The 20,260-nt window shown below is 51.3% G+C and carries 17 protein-coding genes; 9 read left to right on the top strand and 8 right to left on the bottom strand.

Features of this window, described 5'->3' with window-relative positions; translation table 11 throughout:
• Window positions 1-14: 14 nt before the first annotated feature.
• The 5 genes from QMN38_RS05405 to QMN38_RS05425 form a co-directional block, all read right to left on the bottom strand.
• Window positions 15-1,574, bottom strand: coding sequence for a cyclic di-GMP phosphodiesterase (locus QMN38_RS05405; protein WP_323604659.1), 1,560 nt, complete (start codon window positions 1,572-1,574; stop codon window positions 15-17).
• A 182-nt stretch (window positions 1,575-1,756) separates the two neighbouring features.
• Window positions 1,757-2,326, bottom strand: a complete 570-nt coding sequence (gene mepS, locus QMN38_RS05410) for a bifunctional murein DD-endopeptidase/murein LD-carboxypeptidase (protein ID WP_121584825.1) — start codon at window positions 2,324-2,326, stop codon at window positions 1,757-1,759.
• A 413-nt stretch (window positions 2,327-2,739) separates the two neighbouring features.
• Window positions 2,740-3,453 carry a phosphatase PAP2 family protein gene (locus QMN38_RS05415; RefSeq protein WP_271440085.1) on the bottom strand — a complete coding sequence of 238 codons (714 nt, stop codon included), beginning with the start codon at window positions 3,451-3,453 and terminating at the stop codon, window positions 2,740-2,742.
• A gap of 34 nt (window positions 3,454-3,487) precedes the next feature.
• Window positions 3,488-4,474, bottom strand: a complete 987-nt coding sequence (locus QMN38_RS05420) for a CobW family GTP-binding protein (protein ID WP_271440084.1) — start codon at window positions 4,472-4,474, stop codon at window positions 3,488-3,490.
• 119 nt (window positions 4,475-4,593) lie between these two features.
• Window positions 4,594-6,060 (bottom strand): mannitol dehydrogenase family protein, encoded by a 1,467-nt coding sequence (locus QMN38_RS05425; RefSeq protein WP_323604660.1) that lies wholly within the window; start codon window positions 6,058-6,060, stop codon window positions 4,594-4,596.
• A gap of 202 nt (window positions 6,061-6,262) precedes the next feature.
• Here QMN38_RS05425 and uxuA point away from each other — a divergent pair, with 202 nt between their 5' ends.
• On the top strand, window positions 6,263-7,453 hold the full coding sequence (uxuA, locus tag QMN38_RS05430; protein ID WP_271440082.1) for a mannonate dehydratase: 1,191 nt from the start codon (window positions 6,263-6,265) through the stop codon (window positions 7,451-7,453).
• A gap of 70 nt (window positions 7,454-7,523) precedes the next feature.
• On the opposite strand, the gene pdxR is transcribed toward uxuA, so the two are convergent.
• Complete coding sequence (gene pdxR / locus QMN38_RS05435; RefSeq protein WP_323604661.1) at window positions 7,524-9,005, bottom strand: MocR-like pyridoxine biosynthesis transcription factor PdxR; 1,482 nt, start codon at window positions 9,003-9,005, stop codon at window positions 7,524-7,526.
• Between the two features lie 167 nt (window positions 9,006-9,172).
• Here pdxR and torC point away from each other — a divergent pair, with 167 nt between their 5' ends.
• The 3 genes from torC to torD are packed head-to-tail and all read left to right on the top strand — an operon-like array spanning window position 9,173 to window position 13,436.
• A complete protein-coding gene (gene torC / locus QMN38_RS05440; protein WP_271449609.1) occupies window positions 9,173-10,303 on the top strand; it encodes a pentaheme c-type cytochrome TorC in 1,131 nt (376 codons plus the stop codon).
• A 12-nt stretch (window positions 10,304-10,315) separates the two neighbouring features.
• Window positions 10,316-12,814: a trimethylamine-N-oxide reductase TorA gene (gene torA / locus QMN38_RS05445; protein ID WP_271449610.1), complete on the top strand. Its 2,499-nt coding sequence runs from the start codon at window positions 10,316-10,318 to the stop codon at window positions 12,812-12,814.
• A complete protein-coding gene (gene torD, locus QMN38_RS05450) occupies window positions 12,804-13,436 on the top strand; it encodes a molecular chaperone TorD (protein ID WP_323604662.1) in 633 nt (210 codons plus the stop codon). The genes torA and torD overlap by 11 nt, the downstream gene beginning before the upstream one ends.
• Before the next feature lie 55 nt (window positions 13,437-13,491).
• On the opposite strand, the gene yeiP is transcribed toward torD, so the two are convergent.
• Window positions 13,492-14,064 (bottom strand): elongation factor P-like protein YeiP, encoded by a 573-nt coding sequence (gene yeiP / locus QMN38_RS05455; RefSeq protein WP_005129255.1) that lies wholly within the window; start codon window positions 14,062-14,064, stop codon window positions 13,492-13,494.
• A 235-nt stretch (window positions 14,065-14,299) separates the two neighbouring features.
• Between yeiP and QMN38_RS05460 the strand changes: the two genes are divergently transcribed.
• Window positions 14,300-14,554 carry a YkgJ family cysteine cluster protein gene (locus tag QMN38_RS05460; RefSeq protein WP_005129254.1) on the top strand — a complete coding sequence of 85 codons (255 nt, stop codon included), beginning with the start codon at window positions 14,300-14,302 and terminating at the stop codon, window positions 14,552-14,554.
• On the opposite strand, the gene setB is transcribed toward QMN38_RS05460, so the two are convergent.
• Window positions 14,551-15,732 carry a sugar efflux transporter SetB gene (gene setB, locus QMN38_RS05465; protein ID WP_323604663.1) on the bottom strand — a complete coding sequence of 394 codons (1,182 nt, stop codon included), beginning with the start codon at window positions 15,730-15,732 and terminating at the stop codon, window positions 14,551-14,553. The genes QMN38_RS05460 and setB overlap by 4 nt on opposite strands.
• 368 nt (window positions 15,733-16,100) lie before the next feature.
• Here setB and fruB point away from each other — a divergent pair, with 368 nt between their 5' ends.
• The 4 genes from fruB to QMN38_RS05485 all read left to right on the top strand — a co-directional run bounded on the left by fruB (window position 16,101) and on the right by QMN38_RS05485 (window position 20,256).
• Window positions 16,101-17,231 (top strand): fused PTS fructose transporter subunit IIA/HPr protein, encoded by a 1,131-nt coding sequence (gene fruB / locus QMN38_RS05470; RefSeq protein ID WP_323604664.1) that lies wholly within the window; start codon window positions 16,101-16,103, stop codon window positions 17,229-17,231.
• A complete protein-coding gene (fruK, locus tag QMN38_RS05475) occupies window positions 17,231-18,169 on the top strand; it encodes a 1-phosphofructokinase (RefSeq protein ID WP_003834544.1) in 939 nt (312 codons plus the stop codon). Before fruB ends, fruK begins: the two co-directional genes overlap by 1 nt.
• A 16-nt stretch (window positions 18,170-18,185) precedes the next feature.
• Window positions 18,186-19,874 carry a PTS fructose transporter subunit IIBC gene (gene fruA / locus QMN38_RS05480; RefSeq protein ID WP_323604665.1) on the top strand — a complete coding sequence of 563 codons (1,689 nt, stop codon included), beginning with the start codon at window positions 18,186-18,188 and terminating at the stop codon, window positions 19,872-19,874.
• Window positions 19,875-20,019: 145 nt separating this feature from the next.
• On the top strand, window positions 20,020-20,256 hold the full coding sequence (locus tag QMN38_RS05485) for a YgdI/YgdR family lipoprotein (protein ID WP_323604666.1): 237 nt from the start codon (window positions 20,020-20,022) through the stop codon (window positions 20,254-20,256).
• Window positions 20,257-20,260: the final 4 nt, after the last annotated feature.

The raw sequence follows: 20,260 nt of genomic DNA on the forward strand, positions 1-20,260 counted from the left end.
ATCGCCTGGTGCGATCACCACGTTGGCTTATCGGGTTGCGCCATCCAACGCACAAAATCATCAAGCATTAATGGGCGGCTGATCCAGTATCCCTGGAAGAAATGAACCCCGCGATCGCGTAGCCATCGGGCTTGCTCTGGCGTTTCTACCCCTTCAGCAACCGTCAGCATATTAAGACGCTTAGACAGTGTCAACACCGCATCCAGTACCGGAGACGTTAGCGTTTCTGTCCCAATGGCGTTGATAAATCCTCGGTCGATTTTCAGATAGTCAACGGTGAAGCGTTCCAGATAAATGAGTGCGCTGTGGCCAGTGCCGAAATCATCAATGGCAATTTCGAATCCGGCAGAGTGTAGCCATTCAAAAAGCTTTGATGCCTCGTGCTGATTGAGCATATCGCGTTCGGTGATTTCCAGTACAACCTGAAAATGGTGTGGCGGCAGGGAGGCATTCAGGTGCTGTATATCATCTTTAAAGCCCTCACCATGCAGGTGCGTTGGCGCGATGTTGAGCCCGAGTTTTGCACCTTGCGGTAACACTTTTTTTAATGCAGGGGCATCACGGGCCACCAGTTTGAACAGATGCTGCGTCAGCGGCACAATCATTTGTTGTGATTCAGCGTAGTGAATAAAAGCATCTGGCGGGATCTCACCTGTTGTCGGGTGGCGCCAGCGTAACAATACTTCTACGCCTTTTACTTCCAGCGTCTGCATTTCAACGACCGGTTGGTAGACCACATAAAACTGATCGTGTTTGATGGCGTTGAGAATATCTTTTCCCGGGCGTAAACGAATGGCGTAGATGTAGTACCACAAAAGCAACCCAGTCATGATCCCGGCCATACATCCCAACATGACGGCATACCAGACGTCAGTGTACGTCCACTCTTGTGCGTATAGCCGAATCTTCATGGGGATCCCTTTCAGCGTCGTCTGACGCCAGGTGGTATCCGGAAGTGCGGAGACGTCTATCAGTTGGGATGAAAATGTCGTGATAGCGGTATCACCGACAATAATCGCAATACCGTCAAAATCATCTTCTCGGGCGGTATAGAGCAGGTAAGGTGCCAGATTGATATTCAGTGAGGAAAACACGCCACTATTATTAAATGAAGGATTCCGGTGCCAAATCATGATCGCCGGTTTGTCAGGCATCATCGGGGTACCGGACAGCAATTCCACATCGACATCTTTGTGGATATCCAGCTTCGGAATCAGCGACAGAATAGGCGAATCCATCGCGCCAGTTGCGGAGGAGCAGAAAGCAATACCCTCTTTTACCAACAAAAAAGCGCGTACATTGAGGTTAAACGCTGCGCTGGCGGTCAGCTTGGCGGCAACTTGTTGGCAATTGTATGAGACCAGCGGTTGCAGGGCATCTGTTGTGCTTTTGAGGTCTGAGAGGTAACTGCTGATGTAATATTCGATATCGGAAAGAAGCGTTTCGTACTTAACATCTCGTTTGTGCCAGGTGGCAAAAAACTGCAGGGTGCTGACAAGTACCGCGACGACTACCCCCGTAAAAATACAGGTAAAAAGGACATTTCGACTGGAAGATGAAGGACGTCTGAACATAGTTCCTTATGTTTACCTGGGGTATCTGCTTATTATTAAACGGCTTGATCTGTAAAACTATAACCTGGATTGATTCGTATAGTGAGATTTTTCTTAAACATAGCGCAACGCAAAAAGCACTGCCGAAGCAGTGCTTTTGATAAGTCTCATCAGGATAGCCAAGGGATAGCTGCCAAACGAAATTAACTGCGGCTCAGGACCCGGCGAGCTTCGTTGTAACGTTTTTTCCAGTAAGGCTCGTTCATGCTGGAAATGATAACGCCACTGCTGGTCGAGGCATGTACAAACTGGTTATTGCCGATATAGATACCGACGTGACGGCCGGTGGAACCCGCACGGAACAGAACCAGATCGCCTGTGCGCAGATTAGTGCGCGAAACGGATTTGCCCGTTTCCTGTTGCTCGTAGGTTGAGCGCGGAAGCTCTAAACCAAATTGCTCGCGGAACGTACGCTGTACGAAGCTTGAACAATCAATACCTTTTTTAGTGCTGCCGCCAAGGCGGTAACGCACGCCTTTCCAGTCAGCGTATTGATCCATAATACGTGATTTAACATCGATATTACGTACCATACTTTCAAATTCATCCTGAGAGGCTTGCAGTGAAGAGTTATCTCCATTACCCACAGCATGCGTCTCAGAATGCATATTCTTCGCGGTGTTCGTTGTGCTACATGCAGAAAGCAGAACCGCAACTGCTATCGCGGGAATCCCCCGCAAGATATATCTCAAAATCGGTTGAGATTTGACCATTTTGTTTGTTTTCCCTTGAAGTCCTTAACGATAAATATCGTTATAAAAAATGCCAAACGTGACGAGACTAATTACCAACGCATGATGAGACAATTCTTTAAGGTCAAATCTGTGGCAGAACGCACAAATTTATTCTTATAGTGAATAATTATCCCGCGAGGCAAAACGAGTCCGAGATTACCCGATCGCTCCGGTCATTGCGAGTGATTTTATGTGATTTCTTATAAGAAAAAGTGATACAGAAAGTGAATAAACTGCATTGGCTAAATTAAGAACAGATAGAGTAAAAAACACGCAATTCATTCATTTTAAACAGGAATAATATGACAGGAGAATGACAGTCAGAATGATAAATTCCCGGCAGATATCATCAGGAAATCAGAAGCATCCCTGATGATGTTAATTACTCTGCGTTATTTGTTTAAAAATTGTTTGTTTTTACCGGGAAGATAATGGGCAAACAGCATAACCAGGCGATCGCTTAATGGCGTCATTAACCACCAGGGCAAGCCAATCAATACGACGGTCATTGAACCTACCACGATATCTGTGAGCCAATGCGCGCCGATCATTACGCGTGGAAAGGCAAAAACCACAGTGATAATAAGGCCGATTATTCCTGCGACTTTTCCGAAATAACGCAGCATAAATGCGGAAAAAATAAGCAGCATCATACCGTGATCGCCAGGAAAACTGTCTCTGGACGCATCTTTTGTTGAAATATGCAGCAGCTCGCTGACGCGATTAATATTATCGAATGTGAGAGTGGGGCTGGCGCGCTTAACCGGAATAAGCGCCTGGCCCAACTGGTTTAATATCACCGCAGTTAGCAGCATCACCAGCCCAATTGCCACAATACGGCGACGACCTTCCTGCGTTTCTTTTAGCCAAAAACTCAGCATTAATGTACCCATCGCCAATAATGAACAGCCGTCAAATGCCCGGTTATTGGTGACAGCGACAATCCACAGAAAGAGTGGGCTCTCAACCAGCTTATGATTGAAGAAGTGGAAGATGCCCGAATCAAGAGAAAACCAGAACCCATGCCCGTGTGGAAGGTACCAGGACAGAAATAGCGCCAGACCAGCAATATTAAGCAGGAGTATTTGTGGGTATCGGGTTTTCATCGTCGTTTACCATTGCCATAAAACGGAGGCAACCTTACGCGCCAACGTCTAAACGAAGCCTCAACAATGCACTCTGTAATGCATTCCAGTCGGTCTCGGTATCGGAGATGAGTTCAATACGGCTATCAGGAGGAGCGACGTTTTGCGTCTCAATATGCCAGTCCTCACCCTGACGATTGATACGCACCAGCCCCTCTTTAATACGCATCACTCCCTTCACACGCCCAACAGGGGCGAGACGTGACCATTCCAACAGGCCGATGGTATCGAACACCGTATCAGCGTCAAAAATCCAGCCGCAGGCCTGATGTCCCTGACCGCTGTTCAGACTGCGACGCCAGCGTTGCTGCGCAGGCAGGCTTAGGGCTGCCAGCCCTTTTTTATCAGCATGCTGGTGAGTATGTGCCGCGCTGGAAGGAAGCTCCGTCAGATTCAGCCGGGGCAAATCCAGTAATTGTCCGTCGATTTGCCCATGATCGGCGTGAACTAACTGGCGGTTGCCGCCGTAGTGTTGCCACCAGGTTTGCAGCGCAATTTCGCTTTCTGTCGTGGCACGATCGGATTTATTGGCAACGATGATATCGGCAGATGCCAACTGATCGCGGAAATTCTCATTCGCTACGCTTTTTTCATCCAGCAACAGGCGCGGATCAAGGATACAAATCGTTGCGCGCAAGTCGATCCACGGTTCGTAAACCGGCGCGGTCAGTAAATCCAGAATCTGTTTGGGATGTCCGAGACCGGTGGGCTCAATCAGAAGCCGATCCGGTTTTCCCTGACGTAACAGCGTATTGAGGCCAACCTGCATGGGCAAACCATTAACGCAGCACATACAGCCACCGGGGATCTCTTTGAGCAATGCGCCGCTATCAGCGAGCAGTGCGCCGTCGATACCCACTTCGCCAAACTCATTGACCAGAACGGCCCACTTCTCTGCGGGGTCTTTGTTGGCCAATAGATGAAGAATAGAGGTGGTTTTGCCACTGCCGAGAAAACCCGTGATGAGATTGGTTTTAGTCACGTTTACTCCAGAATCATAAATTACCGTAATGGCTTTTAACAATCCTGGCGAAAAACGGGGGAAAAGAGAAGGGCAGAGAGGACGAAGACGAACTTCGTCCTGTTTAATGGCAGAAATCGTTAACTTTTTAACGTCTCGATGACAGCCTGATGTGCACCGTACTGGGCGATACGTTGCCAGGCGCGTTCCACGGTATCGACGAAGTGTGGGTTCTGTGCGAGGTCTGTGTCGAAGATTTCATGCAGTGAAAGCAGCGCGCTGACGCGTTCTGATTCCGTACTCTGTTCGACGATAGTGCGGATTTTGTCACTCATCGGGTCACGAATATCAATAATTGCACCTGAATCATCAATTCCGCTTACGTAGCGCATCCAGCCCGCAATGCCGAGTGCCAGCAGCGGCCACTCGCTTTGACGTGCTAAATGAACGCGAATCCCGTCCAGCATACGTTGGGGTAATTTTTGGCTGCCATCCATCGCGATTTGCCAGGTTTTATGTTTTAGCGCCGGATTGGCAAAGCGTTCCAGCAGGCTGTCGGCATACTGGTCTAAATCGACATTGGTGATGCGCAGCGTCGGGGCTTGTTCGCTGAGCATCAGGCGGTGAGCCGCTTCGCGAAATGCGCGGTCCTGCATACAGTCGCTGATATGCTGGAATCCCGCCAGATAACCGAGGTAAGCGAGAAACGAATGGCTGCCGTTCAGCATCCGCAGTTTCATCTGCTCCCACGGCAAAACGTCATCAACCATCTGTACACCGGCCGTTTCCCATTGCGGACGGCCGCTGACAAAATGGTCTTCAATGACCCACTGAATAAACGGCTCGCAGCTGATTGCGCAAGGGTCTGCCACGCCTAATTCGCGGGCAATTTCATCCAGTGATTCTTCAGTCGCTGCCGGGACAATCCGGTCTACCATGGTTCCCGGGAAACTGACGTGCTCCTGTATCCAGTTAGCCAACTCAGGCGAGCGTTTCTCCGCCATTCCCAGTACGGCGTTTTTTACCACATGACCATTGTCCGGGATGTTATCACAGGAGAGGACAGTAAACGGTTGCAGCCCACGTTGACGTCGGCGGTGCAGTGCCTCAACAATAATACCCGGTGCAGAGTGGGGTTCATCCGGTACTTGCAGATCGTGAATAATACGCGGGTTAGTGATATCGAGTGACCCGGTGGCAGGATCGATACAGTAGCCTTTTTCCGTAATGGTTAACGAGACAATCGCGACCTGAGGCTCGCAGAATTTCTCAATAATAGCAGCCAGCGAATCCAGTTTTGCATTCAGGCACTCGTTGACGGCCCCGACGATAATTGGCTGGTTACCGGCCGCACCTTTTTCCAGCACGGTAAATAAATGATCCTGCTCGCGTAGCTGACTCATCAGTTGGTCGCCGCTGAACAGGCTGATCTCACAAATCCCCCAGTCTCCGCCCTGCGAATTTAGCACCCGGTCGGTCAATAACGCCTGATGGGCACGATGAAATGCACCGAAACCAAAATGTACGATCCGCGTTTTTAGCTGTTGGCGATCGTACTGAGGCATTACGACATTTTCCGCAAGAGATGCTGAGGCAATAGTCTTCATTAAATACACCTGATTAACCATTAATTAACAATGGCAGTATAAAGTTATATGACAACAAATTGAATTGGTGTGCCTCATTTATCCTGGTAATGTGAGCTGGATCAATCAATGATGGGCGATGTGTTGATCGTATACCGGATGCCTGTATGGTAGTCGTCATAAAAGTCGTTTAATTTGGTATAACAACTTGTGAGGTGAAGCAATGGAACAAACCTGGCGTTGGTACGGACCAAACGATCCAGTATCGCTTGATGATGTGCGTCAGGCTGGCGCAACGGGTGTTGTGACCGCCTTGCACCACATTCCAAACGGTGAAGTATGGCCCGTAGAAGAAATTCAAAAGCGCCAGGCGATTCTGGCCGAAAAAGGGCTGACCTGGTCGGTGGTGGAAAGTATCCCTGTCCACGAAGACATCAAAACACAGTCCGGCCAATATCAGACGTGGATTGCAAACTACCAGCAAAGTATTCGAAACCTGGCGACCTGCGGCATTGATACCGTGTGCTACAACTTCATGCCGATCCTGGACTGGACGCGTACCGACCTTGAATATCAGCTACCGGATGGGTCCAAAGCGCTGCGTTTCGACCAGATTGCGTTTGCGGCTTTTGAATTGCACATTCTGCAACGTCCGGGGGCCGAAGCCGATTACACCGCTGAAGAGCAGCGTCAGGCGCTGGATTATTTCAATGCAATGACCGCTGCCGACATTGAAAAGCTGACCCGCAACATTATTGCTGGTCTGCCGGGTGCCGAAGAAGGTTATACGCTGGATCAATTCCGTGCGCGCCTGGCGGAATATGATGGGATCAGCAAAGACGATCTGCGCAATAACATGGCTGTATTCCTGCGGGCGATTGTGCCTGTTGCTGAGGAAGTTGGCGTACGTCTGGCAGTGCATCCTGATGATCCGCCACGGCCAATCCTCGGTCTGCCACGTATCGTGTCGACCATTGAAGATATGCAATGGCTGAAAGAAACGGTAGATAGCATCAATAATGGCTTCACCATGTGTACCGGCTCGTACGGCGTGCGCGCCGATAACGATCTGGTAAAAATGATTGAGACCTTTGGCGATCGTATTCACTTCACACACTTGCGTTCAACCTGCCGTGAAGAAAACCCGAAAACCTTCCACGAAGGTGCACACTTGCAGGGCGACGTGGATATGGTATCGGTGGTGGCAGCCATTTTGAGCGAAGAGCAACGCCGTAAGAAAGCGGGTGATTTGCGTCCGATCCCAATGCGCCCGGATCATGGACATCAGATGCTTGACGATCTGCACAAGAAAACGAATCCGGGCTACTCTGCGATTGGTCGCCTGAAAGGGCTGGCAGAAGTTCGCGGCGTGGAGCTGGCGCTGAAAAAAACGCAGTTCCGCGATCTGCTGTAATTCGTTCAACACGAGGCCATAAATTGCCGGATGGCGCTTGTACCGCCCCCGGCAATACTCAGGTGCGTTGTTATTGCTGTAATAACGCACACATCTCCTGCTCCAGTACATTTAATACCTTTCTGAGGTGCGGCACCTGCAACCCGCCAAAACCAAAGAACATCACCGCATCGGAATTTTTTTGCCGCCAGGCTGTTTCTGAACCGTTTTCAATTTCCTGTAATGTATCAAAGCGTACCCCTGCCTGCAGGCAGCGTTGGCGTAGTTTTGCGATGACGTCAGGCGACCAGTTAATGCGTAATGAGAGATGTAACCCTGCCGAGGCACCATCGATCTTTCCTTCAGGGAACAGGGCTGATAAGCCATCACGCAGTAATGCGAGGCGTGCTGCGTAGTTGCTGGCTAGCTTGCCGAGATGAGTATAAAACACCTGGTTTTGCATTAACTCGGCTAAAAACTGCTGCAATAACCACTGGCTACCATTGTTGTTCAGCGCTTTCATATTTTGAACGGCGGGCAGCAGTTCATCAGGGCAAACGAGGTAACCGAGACGTGCCCCCGGTCCCAGCGTTTTTGAGAAGGTCCCCATATAGATAACCCGGTTGTGGTAATCCATGGCTTTCAGTGCCGGAAGGGGATTCTCACCATACGTAAATACGGCGTCGTAATCGTCTTCAATAATCCAGGCGCCTACTCGTTGTGCCCACGTGAGTAATGACTTGCGTCGTTCAAGTGACAGAACACTGCCCATTGGATACTGATGAGCGGGTGTCACATAACAAAGCTGGGTTTCAACCTCAGGTAAATTATCGGTGCACAGCCCGTGATTATCCACGGCAATAGACGTAATATCGGCACCATAATAATTAAACAGATGCCATGCACCAGAATAACAAGGTGATTCGGCGACCACGTGACATTTTTTATTCTGGCTTAGTGTATGATGAATAATAAATATTTGACTGAGCAGTGATAACCCTTCCTGAATTCCATCAGTAATGATGATGTTTTGTGCACTGGTATTAATGCCGCGGGATAAATTAAGGTATCTGACAATTTGCTCACGCAAGGAAAATAATCCGTTTGGTGAATGATATCGGGTCAGTAGCTGCTCTTTAAGTACGCTGGGGGCATTATTCCATTTACGCCAGCTTGACCAGGGAAACGCATTGGGGTCAGGGACACCCATCCGGCAATAGCACTCACGCCCCATTTCACCGTAAACATCGGTAGAAACACCGGCAGGCTTCGGCTTTATCGGCGGTGAGCCTTCCGCAGATGGCACGTGTACCGGGGGACTACGCATAGGTGCCGTAAATGTGACTTCATAGCCGATACCCTGCCTGCTCTTGATAAAACCGGCCGCCATCAGTTTTTCATACGCCATCACCACCGTGATTTTGGCCACGTTTAGCGTCTGTGCCTGCTCGCGGATAGAAGGCAGTTTATCCCCGCAAAGCAAATCGCCTTGCTGAATTGCCTGAAAGTAAAATTGAAAGATCTGCAATTGTAGCGGGGTGCGACTTTCCCTATTGAGAGACAGTGTCAGCATGAGGAAATTCCTTGTTTAAACAATAAAGGCATATTACACGTTTCAGCATATTGTTATTTTGACACGCCTCATAGAGTTAAGGCTGTTCCTATAATCTGAAATCGCTGTCTCTATTTTTGCTTTTTAATATCCCTTAGCGTGATGCTATTAAAAAAATGGAGGCAGGTATGTCGTGGATAAAAAAGAACGCGCTTTGGTGTGCGTTAGGTGGCGCAGTCGTAATGGCCATTGTTATTTGGGGAACATGGCAAGGAGTCCATTACACCAGCACTACGGAGTTTTGTTTATCGTGCCACTCGATGCGCACACCAGGAGAGGAGTATAAAACCAGTGTGCATTTTCGTAATGCCTCTGGTGTACGAGCGGAGTGTAAGGATTGCCACATTCCCCCGGGAGTCGTCCCGACGCTTGTGCGTAAAACCGAAGCCTTAAACGATCTCTACCACACCTTTATCTCACCTTCGATTGATACCCCGGAAAAGTTCAATGCCAAACGGGCTGAGCTCGCCCAGCGAGAGTGGGCGCGGATGAGTGCCAACAATTCGGCAGCCTGTAAATCGTGTCACAGCTATGAAGCGATGGATCATGGAAAACAATCCGCCAATGCCGCGGCACAGATGACGGCGGCAGCGGCGAAGGACAGCAATTGCATTGACTGTCACAAAGGGATCGCGCACCACAAACCGGACATGAGCAGTGGCTTTCGCGATCGCTACAAGCAGCTACAACAGCAGGGAGAAAAACCATCAACTGCGACGACGCTGTTTTCGTTAAGCGAAAAAACACTGACAGCCACGGCGGGGGCGCCAGCAGGGAAAGCGCTGTTATTTCCGGCGACCCAGGTCAAGGTGCTGCAAAAAGAGGGGAGCAACGTCCAGTTGGAAGTGACGGGCTGGCGTGAAAGCAAGGGGCGTGGGCGGGTGATCACCCAGTATATGGGCAAACGCGTATTCTCAGCGGTCCTTGATGCTTCACTGATGGAAAATGTGAAAGTCCTGCAAACCCAGACTGACCCAGGTTCACATCAGGAATGGCAGCAGGTGAGCGTGACCGCATGGACCTCCGCGCAGGGACTCATCGATAGCATTACTCCGGTGTGGGAGTACTCGGATCAGATGCTGCAATCGACGTGTAGCGCCTGTCACAGCACGCCGCCAGCTACCCGATACACCGCCAACGGCTGGATTGCCGGACTGAAAGCGATGTCGACGTATTATCGACTCAATCCGGTGGAAGAACGTACGTTGCTGAAATACCTCCAGACCCACGCCAGCGATGTGTCTGAACCCAACAAATAATAAGGATAAGATATGGATATTCATGACTTTAATCCGTCCCGCCGTCGTTTCCTGACCGGAATGCTGGCGGTTGGCGCGGCCAGTGCGCTGGCGCCTAATCCGCTGATCTCAAAAGTATGGGCGGCGGGGGAAAACCCCGAACAATGGATCCAGTCCGGCTCACATTATGGTGCTTTTGAAGCCAAAGTGGTTAACGGCGAGTGGACGGAAACGCGTCCGTTCAAACATGATAAATACCCGTGCGATATGCTCAATGCGGTACGTGAAATCGTCTACAACCCTTCACGGGTTCGTTATCCGATGGTTCGACTGGACTGGTTACGCAAGCGTGAGAAATCTGATCGTAGCCAGCGGGGAGATAATCGTTTTGTGCGGGTTAGCTGGGATCAGGCGTTGGACCTGTTTTATGAAGAGCTTGAACGGGTGCAAAAAACCTATGGTTCATCCGGCGTCTTTACCGGGCTGGCGGATTGGCAAATGGTGGGCAAATACCATAAGGCTGGCGGCGCAATGGACAGAGGGCTAGGTTTACATGGTAGCTATGTGACGACCGTAGGCGACTACTCAGCGGCTGCAGCGCAGGTTATCTTGCCGCATGTAATTGGTTCGCTTGAAGTCTATGAACAGCAAACCTCGCTGCCGCTGGTTATCGAGAACAGCAATACCATCGTACTGTGGGGCTGTGATCCCATTAAGAATTTGCAGATTGAATTTTTGGTTCCCGATCACGACGCGTTTGGCTACTGGCAGCAGATCAAAGAGGCCGTCGCCCAGGGCAAAATGCGCGTCATCAGCGTTGATCCGGTGCGGAGCAAATCACAAAATTTTCTGGGGTGTGAACAGCTGGCGTTACGACCACAAACCGATGTTGCGTTACTGCTGGCACTCGCACATACCCTGTATGAAGAAAAACTGTACGACACGGCATTCATTAACGACTACACCGTCGGCTTCGAGCAGTTTTTACCCTACCTGATGGGAGAAACAGACAAGCAACCGAAAAACGCCGAGTGGGCTGCGGAAATCTGTGGGCTGACGGCGGATCAGATCCGTGATTTTGCCCGGCTGCTGGTGAAAGGCCGGACGCAGTTTATGGGCGGCTGGTGCGTACAGCGTATGCACCACGGCGAGCAGTATCCCTGGATGCTGGTGGTGCTGGCCAGTATGGTCGGTCAAATTGGGTTACCGGGCGGTGGTGTGGGGTTCGGCTGGCACTACAACGGCGGAGGGACGGTAACGTCAGCCGGGCCGGTACTTTCTGGTCTGGGGAGCATTAACAATCCGCCAGAGGCGAAGTATAAACCGGATTTTCGCGGCGTATCCGAGCATATTCCTACCTCACGTATTGTTGATTGCCTGCTGGAACCGGGCAAAAAGATCGCCTTTAACGGTGAGACGTTAATCTACCCTGACATCAAAATGGCGATCTTCAGCGCGGCGAACCCGTTCCACGCCCAGCAGGATCGCAACCGAATGATCGAGGCGTGGAAGAAACTGGAGACCGTGGTGGTGTTAGATCACCAATGGACTGCATCCTGTCGTTTTGCCGATATCGTCCTGCCTGTTACCACACGCTTTGAACGCAACGATATTGAGCAGTTTGGTACCCATTCAAATAAGGGACTGATGGCGCTGCATCAGGTCGTCAAACCGCAATATGAAGCGCGGCATGATTTCGACGTGTTTGCCGGACTCTGTAAACGTTTTGACAAGGAGTCGGTATACCGGGAAAACCGCGATGAAATGCAGTGGGTACAAGCGCTCTATGACGAAGGGGTCAAAATGGGTGCCTCGCTCGGTGTTACGTTGCCAGACTTTGACACCTTCTGGAAAGGTGAAGGGTATGTTGAATATCCCGCGGGACAACCGTGGGTTCGTCATGGCGAATTTCGCGATCAGCCCGATCTTAATCCTCTGGGTACACCATCAGGTCTGATTGAAATTTACAGCAAAACGATCGCCGGTTTTCAGTATGACGATTGCCCTGGGCATCCGGTGTGGATGGAGCCGTTTGAACGTAGTCATCAGGGCAGGAAAGACAAATATCCACTGCACCTGCAATCCTGTCACCCGGATAAACGCCTGCACTCCCAGTTGTGCTCAAGCGATGCGTTTCGCAGCACGTATGCGGTAGCGGGAAGAGAACCGCTTTACATCAGTGAGCAAGATGCTGCCGCGCGGGGGTTAAAAGCCGGGGATATTGCGCGGGTCTTTAACGCGCGCGGTCAGGTGCTGGCGGGGGTGGTGATTAGCCCTGATTTTACCCCAGGCGTGATCCGCATTCATGAAGGGGCATGGTATTCCCCACAGGAAGGAGGCAAAGCCGGGACGCTATGTACCTATGGCGATCCTAATGTCCTGAGCGCGGATATTGGTACGTCTCAACTGGCACAAGGGCCTTCAGCGCATACCGTGCTGGTGGATGTCGAACGCTATCAGCAACATGTTCCACCGGTCACGGGATTTGGTGGGCCGGAGATAGTGAAAGAGGAGGGGGACAATGCAGCATAGCCTTATTTTCCAGCAACGCGCCGCGGTCTATCAGTGGTTTTCACAATTGCTGTTTCGTGAGCTGGACCAGAAACAACTCGCTCGTCTTGAAAGCGAGGATACCCGACAGTGGCTGGCGTCGCTGGCGGGTATTCCCGGGCTTTCGCTGGATGTCAAAAAACTGGAGCGTAGCCTGACGCAGGTTCTGCGTCGTGAAAGCCGACAACTGGAGCTGGCCGCAGATTTTGCAACATTATTTCTGCTGCCGCCGCCTGGCGGTGTTTCCCCGTATGCGGGACATTATCCGCACACAACAGCGGCCGAAGAACGTCGACAAATGAATGTACTGTTGGTTGAACATGGGCTGTCTGCTCAGGAAAATGAGCCCTCCGATCATATCGCTATACAGCTGGCTTTGATGGCGAGGATGGTAGCCAAAGAGGAAACGCTATCTGCACAATATTACTTTCTGCATCATCACATTATGTGTTGGGTACCCTTGTTTCGTGATAGCTGCCAGCAGCGTGATGAGAAGGGATTTTATGCGCGGGCAATTAGCGTAATTGTGGGTTTTATACGGGAAGATGAGCAGTATCTGGAATCACTGTTAATGGATGATTTTTATCTCAGTAGTCAACGCTGAAAATGACAAAGGGACAGCCTGTGCTGTCCCTGAATGTCAATGTGTGGCAGAGATATTAGTCTGCGCGACCCATATAGCGGCGTTCTTCGATATGAATACGGATTTTCTCACCCGCACTCAGATACTCAGGAACCTGGATAACCAGACCGGTGCTCAGGGTTGCTGGCTTGTTGCGCGCACTCGCTGAAGCACCTTTAATACCCGGTGAGGTTTCAACGATTTCCAGGTCTACGGTCTGCGGCAGTTCAAGCGCCAGTAATTGGCCGTCCCAGGTCAGTACCTGCATGTCCGGCATCCCGCCTTCCGGGATGAACAGCAGCTCTTCTTCGATCTGGTCTTTGGTGAAGGTATACGGGGTATAGTCTTCTTTATCCATAAAGACATATTCGTTGCCATCGACGTAGGAGAAATCAACCCCGCGGCGGCTCAGGGTGACGGTATCCACGATATCGTCGCCTTTGAAGCGCTCTTCAACTTTCAGACCGGTACGGACATCGGAAAAACGCATTTTGTACAGCGTAGCTGCACCACGTGCGGACGGTGATTGAATATCGATATCTTTTACAATCAGCAGCTTGCCGTTGTAATTCAGTACCATACCTTTTTTAATTTCGTTCGCTCTTGGCATCGAAAAAATCCTGTAGTGAGGAGTGTCTAAAATATCGCGTCAAACTACTCGCGCCGGGGCATTCAGGCAAGCGGAATTCACACTTTTGCTGGTGCAAAAAAGGTGGTATACACTCCGTCCTTCTGGTTACCTCGTTGTTGGCTGTGTGCATGCCATCTTGAGGTACGCCGAATGAATTTGTGTATACTGTTCGCTACCTGAACAATCCGATGGTTTACCCTAAAGAGAATACTGTATGGAATGCCGTCCGGATTGTGGCGCATGTTGCACTGCGCCTTCTATCTCCAGCCCTATCCCTGGCATGCCTGATGGCAAGCCCGCCAATACGCCATGCGTTCAGCTAGATGAATCCCTGCGCTGTAAGATTTTTGCGTCTCCGTTGCGCCCCAAAGTGTGTGCCGGTTTGCAACCCAGTGCGGAAATGTGCGGTAAAACGACACACCAGGCCATGCTGTACCTTATTGAGCTGGAAGCGTTGACTGCGCCTTAAACGTCTTTGATGCGCACCAGACACACAACCGTCGCGACGATCATCACCAGCGCAAACCAGAATACGGCGTGGTAATTCCAGATTTCTGCGGCAATACCCGCCAACGACCCGGCAATAATCCAGCCGACGCGGATGGTATTGGTGTACAACGTTGTGGCTGATCCCGCCTGTCCCGGCATTAAATCCTGAAAATAAAGCATGCCAATTCCGCCGAGGATGCCGATATAAATTGCGTTCAGCAACTGTAAGCCGAGCAAAACCGCCGGCGAATGTGCCAACAGCATGCCCGCATAAAAAAAGAACCCGGCGATGGCGGCAATTCTCATCAACAGACGTTTGCCCAGACGTTTCGCAAAATATCCGGCAATCAGCATGGTTGGGATTTCCAACCCTGCGGCGGTGCCCATCATGATACCGGCGAGTTTTTCAGGTAGATGCAGTTCGTTGATGATAAACAGCGGCATATTAATGATATAGAGGCTGTTGGTGCCCCACATTAATGTACAGATAGCAAAAAGCAGCAGCGTATCACGACGATTACGGCGTGGAGCCTCAACCGCACCTGTCGCGAGAGGTACGCTTTTGTTCATTGACGGTAAGAAAAACCAAACCATCACGCCGCAGACAACAAATGCCACTGCGGCGCTGAGATACATCACCGTAAAGCTGAACCCCATGGCCAGCGCGTAAGCCAACGGTGGGCCGATCACCCAGGCCAGTGAAACCTGAGCACGTAAAATAGAGCTGAACATGACGGCTTCCCGGCCAGTGCGATCGGCATGTTCACGGGCGAGAGCAAACATTTGCGGGTTGGCGGTGGAGCCAAAGCTACTGAGGAATACACCGACAAACAGCAAAATATAATAGTTTCGGTTCCAGGCAAACAGCACGCAGGCCAGCATGCCAAGTACGCAGCAAAAAACGATCAGGTTTTTACGATCGCCTTTTTTGTCAGAGCGTCCGGCCAGAAACTGACTTACCAAAATGCCGATGACGGCGCTCCCGGTAAAAAAGAAGCCCACCATTCCCGGACGAGCATGGACTTCATCGGTCAGAAAAAGGCTGAGCGTAGGTGTCTGCAATGCCCCGGCGATACCCGTGAGAAAAGCGACAAGCAGGAACGCCGAAGACGTTAAATCAAACGCCTTGGGTGTGGCGGCTACGGGGGTGTTATGCATGTTTAGCTATCAGTGGAGTGAAGAGAGGCGGAGTTTACGCTGCTCGCCAGAAAATAAACAGGGCACTAAATCAAAATCGATATGGAAAATCAAAATGTCATTTCAGTCTGATCAGTCCACATGCTGACGATGCTGAAGTTGAGAAGCTGAACGCGTTTTTGCGTCAGCTTGTTTCAAAGAAACGCCGAGAAAATGTGCGGTACATCTAAATTCAGCAAGTTAATTGTTAACTTTCCTTGCGTGCTGAAGCAGAAAGATCCAGACTCCTTGAAACGTTTCAGCGTCATCTTGCCTTAACTGATGGAGTCGGGTGGCGCCTTTTTTCTCATGTTAGCTGAATCGTTTCAATTCAGCAGGAGAGGAGAATCATGTTCCAGTTATCTGTTCAGGATATTCACCCGGGCGAACAGGCCGGGAACAAAGAAGAGGCTATTCGCCAGGTTGCCGCAGCCCTGGTGCAAGCGGGCAACGTTGCGGACGGCTATGTCAATGGCATGCTGGCACGCGAACAACAAACATCGACGTTTCTCGGCAATGGTATTGCCATTCCTCACGGTACGACAGATACACGCGATCAGGTGCTGAAAACCGGGGTTCAGGTGTTTCAGTTTCCGCAAGGTGTGACGTGGGGCGAAGGTCAGGTTGCGTATGTGGCAATCGGCATTGCAGCCAGCTCAGATGAACACCTTGGGTTGCTGCGTCAGCTGACTCATGTATTGAGTGATGACTCGGTTGCGGAACAGTTGAAATCCGCCACCACGGCAGAAGAGTTGCGTGCATTGCTGATGGGCGAAAAGCAGAGCGAGCTGCTGAAGCTTGATAACGAAACGCTGTCGTTGGACGTCGTCGCCAATTCACTGGTGACGCTGCAGGCGCTGAACGCCGCACGTCTGAAAGAAGCCGGTGCAGTGGATGCCACCTTTGTGGCCAGAGCGATTAACGAGCAACCAATGAATCTTGGTCAGGGCATCTGGCTGAATGACTGTGCTGAAGGCAATGTACGCAGCGCCGTCGCGGTCAGTCGTGCGGCAAGCGCATTTGACGTGCAGGGAGAAGCTGCTGCGCTGCTGGTTACTGTCGCGATGAATGATGACCAGCCCGTTGCGGTGCTGAAGCGTCTTGGCGATCTGTTGCTGAGCAATAAAGCTGACCGTTTGCTGAAGGCGGATGCTGCAACGGTGTTGGCGCTGCTGACCAGTGATGATGCATTAACTGATGATGTGCTGAGTGCCGAGTTTGTAGTGCGTAATGAGCATGGTTTACACGCCCGTCCGGGCACCATGCTGGTGAATACGATTAAACAATTTAATAGTGAAATAACCGTGACGAATCTTGATGGAACCGGAAAACCGGCAAATGGACGCAGTTTGATGAAAGTGGTGGCATTGGGCGTGAAAAAAGGACACCACCTGCGCTTTACCGCACAGGGTGAAGATGCTGAACAGGCGCTGAAAGCCATTGGCGATGCCATCGCGGCAGGTCTTGGGGAGGGCGCATAATGAGCAGACGTGTTGCAACTATCACCCTGAACCCGGCTTATGATCTGGTCGGTTTTTGCCCTGAAATTGAACGCGGTGAAGTCAATCTGGTGAAAACGACCGGTCTGCATGCCGCGGGAAAAGGGATTAACGTCGCAAAAGTGCTTAAGGATTTGGGGATTGACGTGACGGTCGGCGGCTTTCTGGGTAAGGACAACCAGGATGGTTTTCAGCAATTGTTCAGTGAACTGGGCATCGCTAACCGTTTTCAAGTGGTGCAGGGGCGTACCCGTATTAATGTCAAGCTGACTGAAAAAGATGGTGAAGTTTCTGACTTCAATTTTTCCGGCTTTGAAGTCACGCCGGCTGACTGGGAACGCTTTGTGAATGACTCACTGAGCTGGCTGGGGCAATTCGATATGGTGTGCGTCAGCGGCAGCTTGCCGACCGGCGTGAGCCCTGAAGCATTCACTGACTGGATGACGCGCCTGCGCAGTCAGTGTCCATGCATTATCTTTGATAGTAGTCGTGAAGCGCTGGTGGCGGGTCTGAAAGCGGCACCGTGGCTGGTGAAACCAAACCGTCGTGAACTGGAAATCTGGGCAGGCCGTAAGCTGCCGGAAATGAAAGATGTGATTGAAGCGGCACATGCTCTGCGTGAACAAGGCATTGCGCACGTGGTGATTTCACTCGGTGCGGAAGGCGCTTTATGGGTTAACGCTTCGGGTGAATGGATTGCTAAACCGCCGTCAGTTGAGGTGGTCAGCACCGTAGGCGCGGGTGATTCAATGGTTGGCGGTCTGATTTACGGCCTGCTGATGCGTGAATCCAGCGAACATACCCTGCGTCTGGCGACGGCTGTTGCCGCCCTGGCGGTAAGCCAAAGCAATGTGGGCATTACCGATCGTCCTCAGTTGGCCGCAATGATGGCGCGTGTCGACTTAAAACCGTTTAACTGACAGCAGGAGAGGCATAATGAAAACGCTGCTGATTATTGACGCTAATCTCGGCCAGGCTCGCGCCTATATGGCGAAAACCCTGCTTGGAGCGGCGGCACAGAAAGCGCATCTGGAGATCATCGATAATCCAAATGATGCAGAGCTGGCGATTGTCCTGGGCGATAAGCTGCCTGTCGACAATTCGCTGAACGGCAAAAAGGTCTGGCTGGGTGACATCGGTCGTGCGGTTGCGCATCCCGAGCTTTTTCTCAGTGAAGCAAAAGGCCATGCGCAGCCATATAGCGCGCCGGTTGTGGCAACACCAGTGGCAAGCAATGGTCCAAAACGTGTGGTGGCAGTGACAGCTTGTCCAACAGGTGTCGCACATACGTTTATGGCTGCTGAAGCCATTGAAACCGAAGCGAAAAAACGCGGCTGGTGGGTGAAAGTGGAAACCCGTGGCTCTGTAGGGGCAGGTAATGCCATTACGCCGGAAGAGGTTGCCGAGGCTGATCTGGTGATTGTGGCGGCTGATATTGAGGTTGATCTGGCGAAATTCGCTGGAAAACCGATGTATCGCACGTCTACGGGCCTGGCGCTGAAGAAAACGAAGCAGGAACTGGATAAAGCGCTGGATGAAGCGACCCTGTACCAGCCTGCCGGGAAGAATCAGACTGCGGCCACCGAAGGAAAAAAAGAGGGCGCGGGCGCGTATCGTCACCTGCTGACCGGTGTGTCTTACATGCTGCCGATGGTGGTTGCGGGTGGTCTGTGTATTGCGCTGTCATTCGCTTTTGGTATTGAAGCATTCAAAGAGCAAGGTACGCTGGCAGCAGCACTGATGCAGATTGGTGGGGGCTCAGCCTTCGCACTGATGGTGCCCGTTCTGGCAGGTTACATTGCATTTTCTATCGCTGACCGTCCCGGTCTGACGCCGGGTCTTATCGGCGGTATGCTGGCGGTAAGCACCGGTTCTGGCTTTATCGGTGGGATTATCGCCGGTTTCCTTGCCGGTTATGTGGCGAAGCTCATCAGCACGAAGTTGAAACTCCCACAGAGTATGGAAGCGCTGAAACCGATTCTGATTATTCCGCTGCTTTCGAGCCTGGTCGTTGGTCTGGCAATGATTTACCTGATTGGTAAACCGGTTGCGGGCATTCTGGAAGGCCTGACTCACTGGCTGCAAACCATGGGGACGGCGAATGCGGTTCTGCTTGGCGCTATTCTTGGTGGCATGATGTGTACCGACATGGGCGGTCCAGTGAACAAAGCGGCCTACGCTTTTGGGGTGGGTCTGCTGAGTACGCAAACTTATGCACCGATGGCAGCCATTATGGCGGCAGGTATGGTGCCACCGTTGGCTCTGGGTCTGGCAACGCTGGTTGCGCGTCGTAAGTTCGACAAAGCACAACAAGAAGGTGGCAAAGCGGCACTGGTTCTGGGTTTGTGCTTTATCACCGAAGGGGCAATTCCGTTCGCGGCACGCGATCCGATGCGCGTTCTGCCATGCTGTATCGTCGGTGGCGCGGTGACGGGAGCAATCTCAATGGCTGTGGGGGCGAAGTTGATGGCGCCACACGGCGGTCTGTTTGTACTGCTGATCCCTGGTGCCATTACCCCTGTACTTGGTTACCTGCTGGCGATTGTTGCTGGTACGCTGGTGGCAGGTCTCTCCTACGCGGTGCTGAAGCGCCCGGAAGTGGACGCCGTTGCGAAAGTAGCCTAACCCTTCTTTACTTCCCAGGGCAGAGATTTCTCTGCCCTTTTTTATTCTTTGATCCCGACAGTTGCGGCACCGCCACAATAATCCATCCTGCCTTAACCAAATTCGATAAAGTGCCCTTAAATCAAACTCATCACGGAAATCGAATATGAAAAAAACGCGCATTTTTGCCTCTCTGTCACTCGCTACGCTGTTGCTTACAGGGTGCTCAACCACTTATGTGATGACAACAACATCAGGGACAACGATAGAGACGCAAGGAAAACCTGAGCAGGATTCCGGGACAGGATTGACAAAATATGCTGATACCTATGGCTATCACCGCGTGATTAAAAGCAGCGAGGTGAAGCAAATAGATAAAGGTAAGACGGTATTGCTATGGTGAACCC

Source organism: Citrobacter sp. R-1.5.2 (assembly GCF_035064245.1).
Taxonomy (GTDB): Bacteria; Pseudomonadota; Gammaproteobacteria; order Enterobacterales; family Enterobacteriaceae; genus Citrobacter.

Coding starts and splice junctions, on each gene's coding strand:
- QMN38_RS05405 (WP_323604659.1), bottom strand. CDS start 1,574: ATGTTCAGACGTCCTTCATCTTCCAGTCGAAATGTCCTTTTTACCTGT.
- torD (WP_323604662.1), top strand. CDS start 12,804: ATGCAGCATAGCCTTATTTTCCAGCAACGCGCCGCGGTCTATCAGTGG.
- QMN38_RS05485 (WP_323604666.1), top strand. CDS start 20,020: ATGAAAAAAACGCGCATTTTTGCCTCTCTGTCACTCGCTACGCTGTTG.
- uxuA (WP_271440082.1), top strand. CDS start 6,263: ATGGAACAAACCTGGCGTTGGTACGGACCAAACGATCCAGTATCGCTT.
- mepS (WP_121584825.1), bottom strand. CDS start 2,326: ATGGTCAAATCTCAACCGATTTTGAGATATATCTTGCGGGGGATTCCC.
- yeiP (WP_005129255.1), bottom strand. CDS start 14,064: ATGCCAAGAGCGAACGAAATTAAAAAAGGTATGGTACTGAATTACAAC.
- fruA (WP_323604665.1), top strand. CDS start 18,186: ATGAAAACGCTGCTGATTATTGACGCTAATCTCGGCCAGGCTCGCGCC.
- fruB (WP_323604664.1), top strand. CDS start 16,101: ATGTTCCAGTTATCTGTTCAGGATATTCACCCGGGCGAACAGGCCGGG.
- torC (WP_271449609.1), top strand. CDS start 9,173: ATGTCGTGGATAAAAAAGAACGCGCTTTGGTGTGCGTTAGGTGGCGCA.
- pdxR (WP_323604661.1), bottom strand. CDS start 9,005: ATGCTGACACTGTCTCTCAATAGGGAAAGTCGCACCCCGCTACAATTG.
- torA (WP_271449610.1), top strand. CDS start 10,316: ATGGATATTCATGACTTTAATCCGTCCCGCCGTCGTTTCCTGACCGGA.
- QMN38_RS05415 (WP_271440085.1), bottom strand. CDS start 3,453: ATGAAAACCCGATACCCACAAATACTCCTGCTTAATATTGCTGGTCTG.
- QMN38_RS05425 (WP_323604660.1), bottom strand. CDS start 6,060: ATGAAGACTATTGCCTCAGCATCTCTTGCGGAAAATGTCGTAATGCCT.
- setB (WP_323604663.1), bottom strand. CDS start 15,732: ATGCATAACACCCCCGTAGCCGCCACACCCAAGGCGTTTGATTTAACG.
- QMN38_RS05460 (WP_005129254.1), top strand. CDS start 14,300: ATGGAATGCCGTCCGGATTGTGGCGCATGTTGCACTGCGCCTTCTATC.
- fruK (WP_003834544.1), top strand. CDS start 17,231: ATGAGCAGACGTGTTGCAACTATCACCCTGAACCCGGCTTATGATCTG.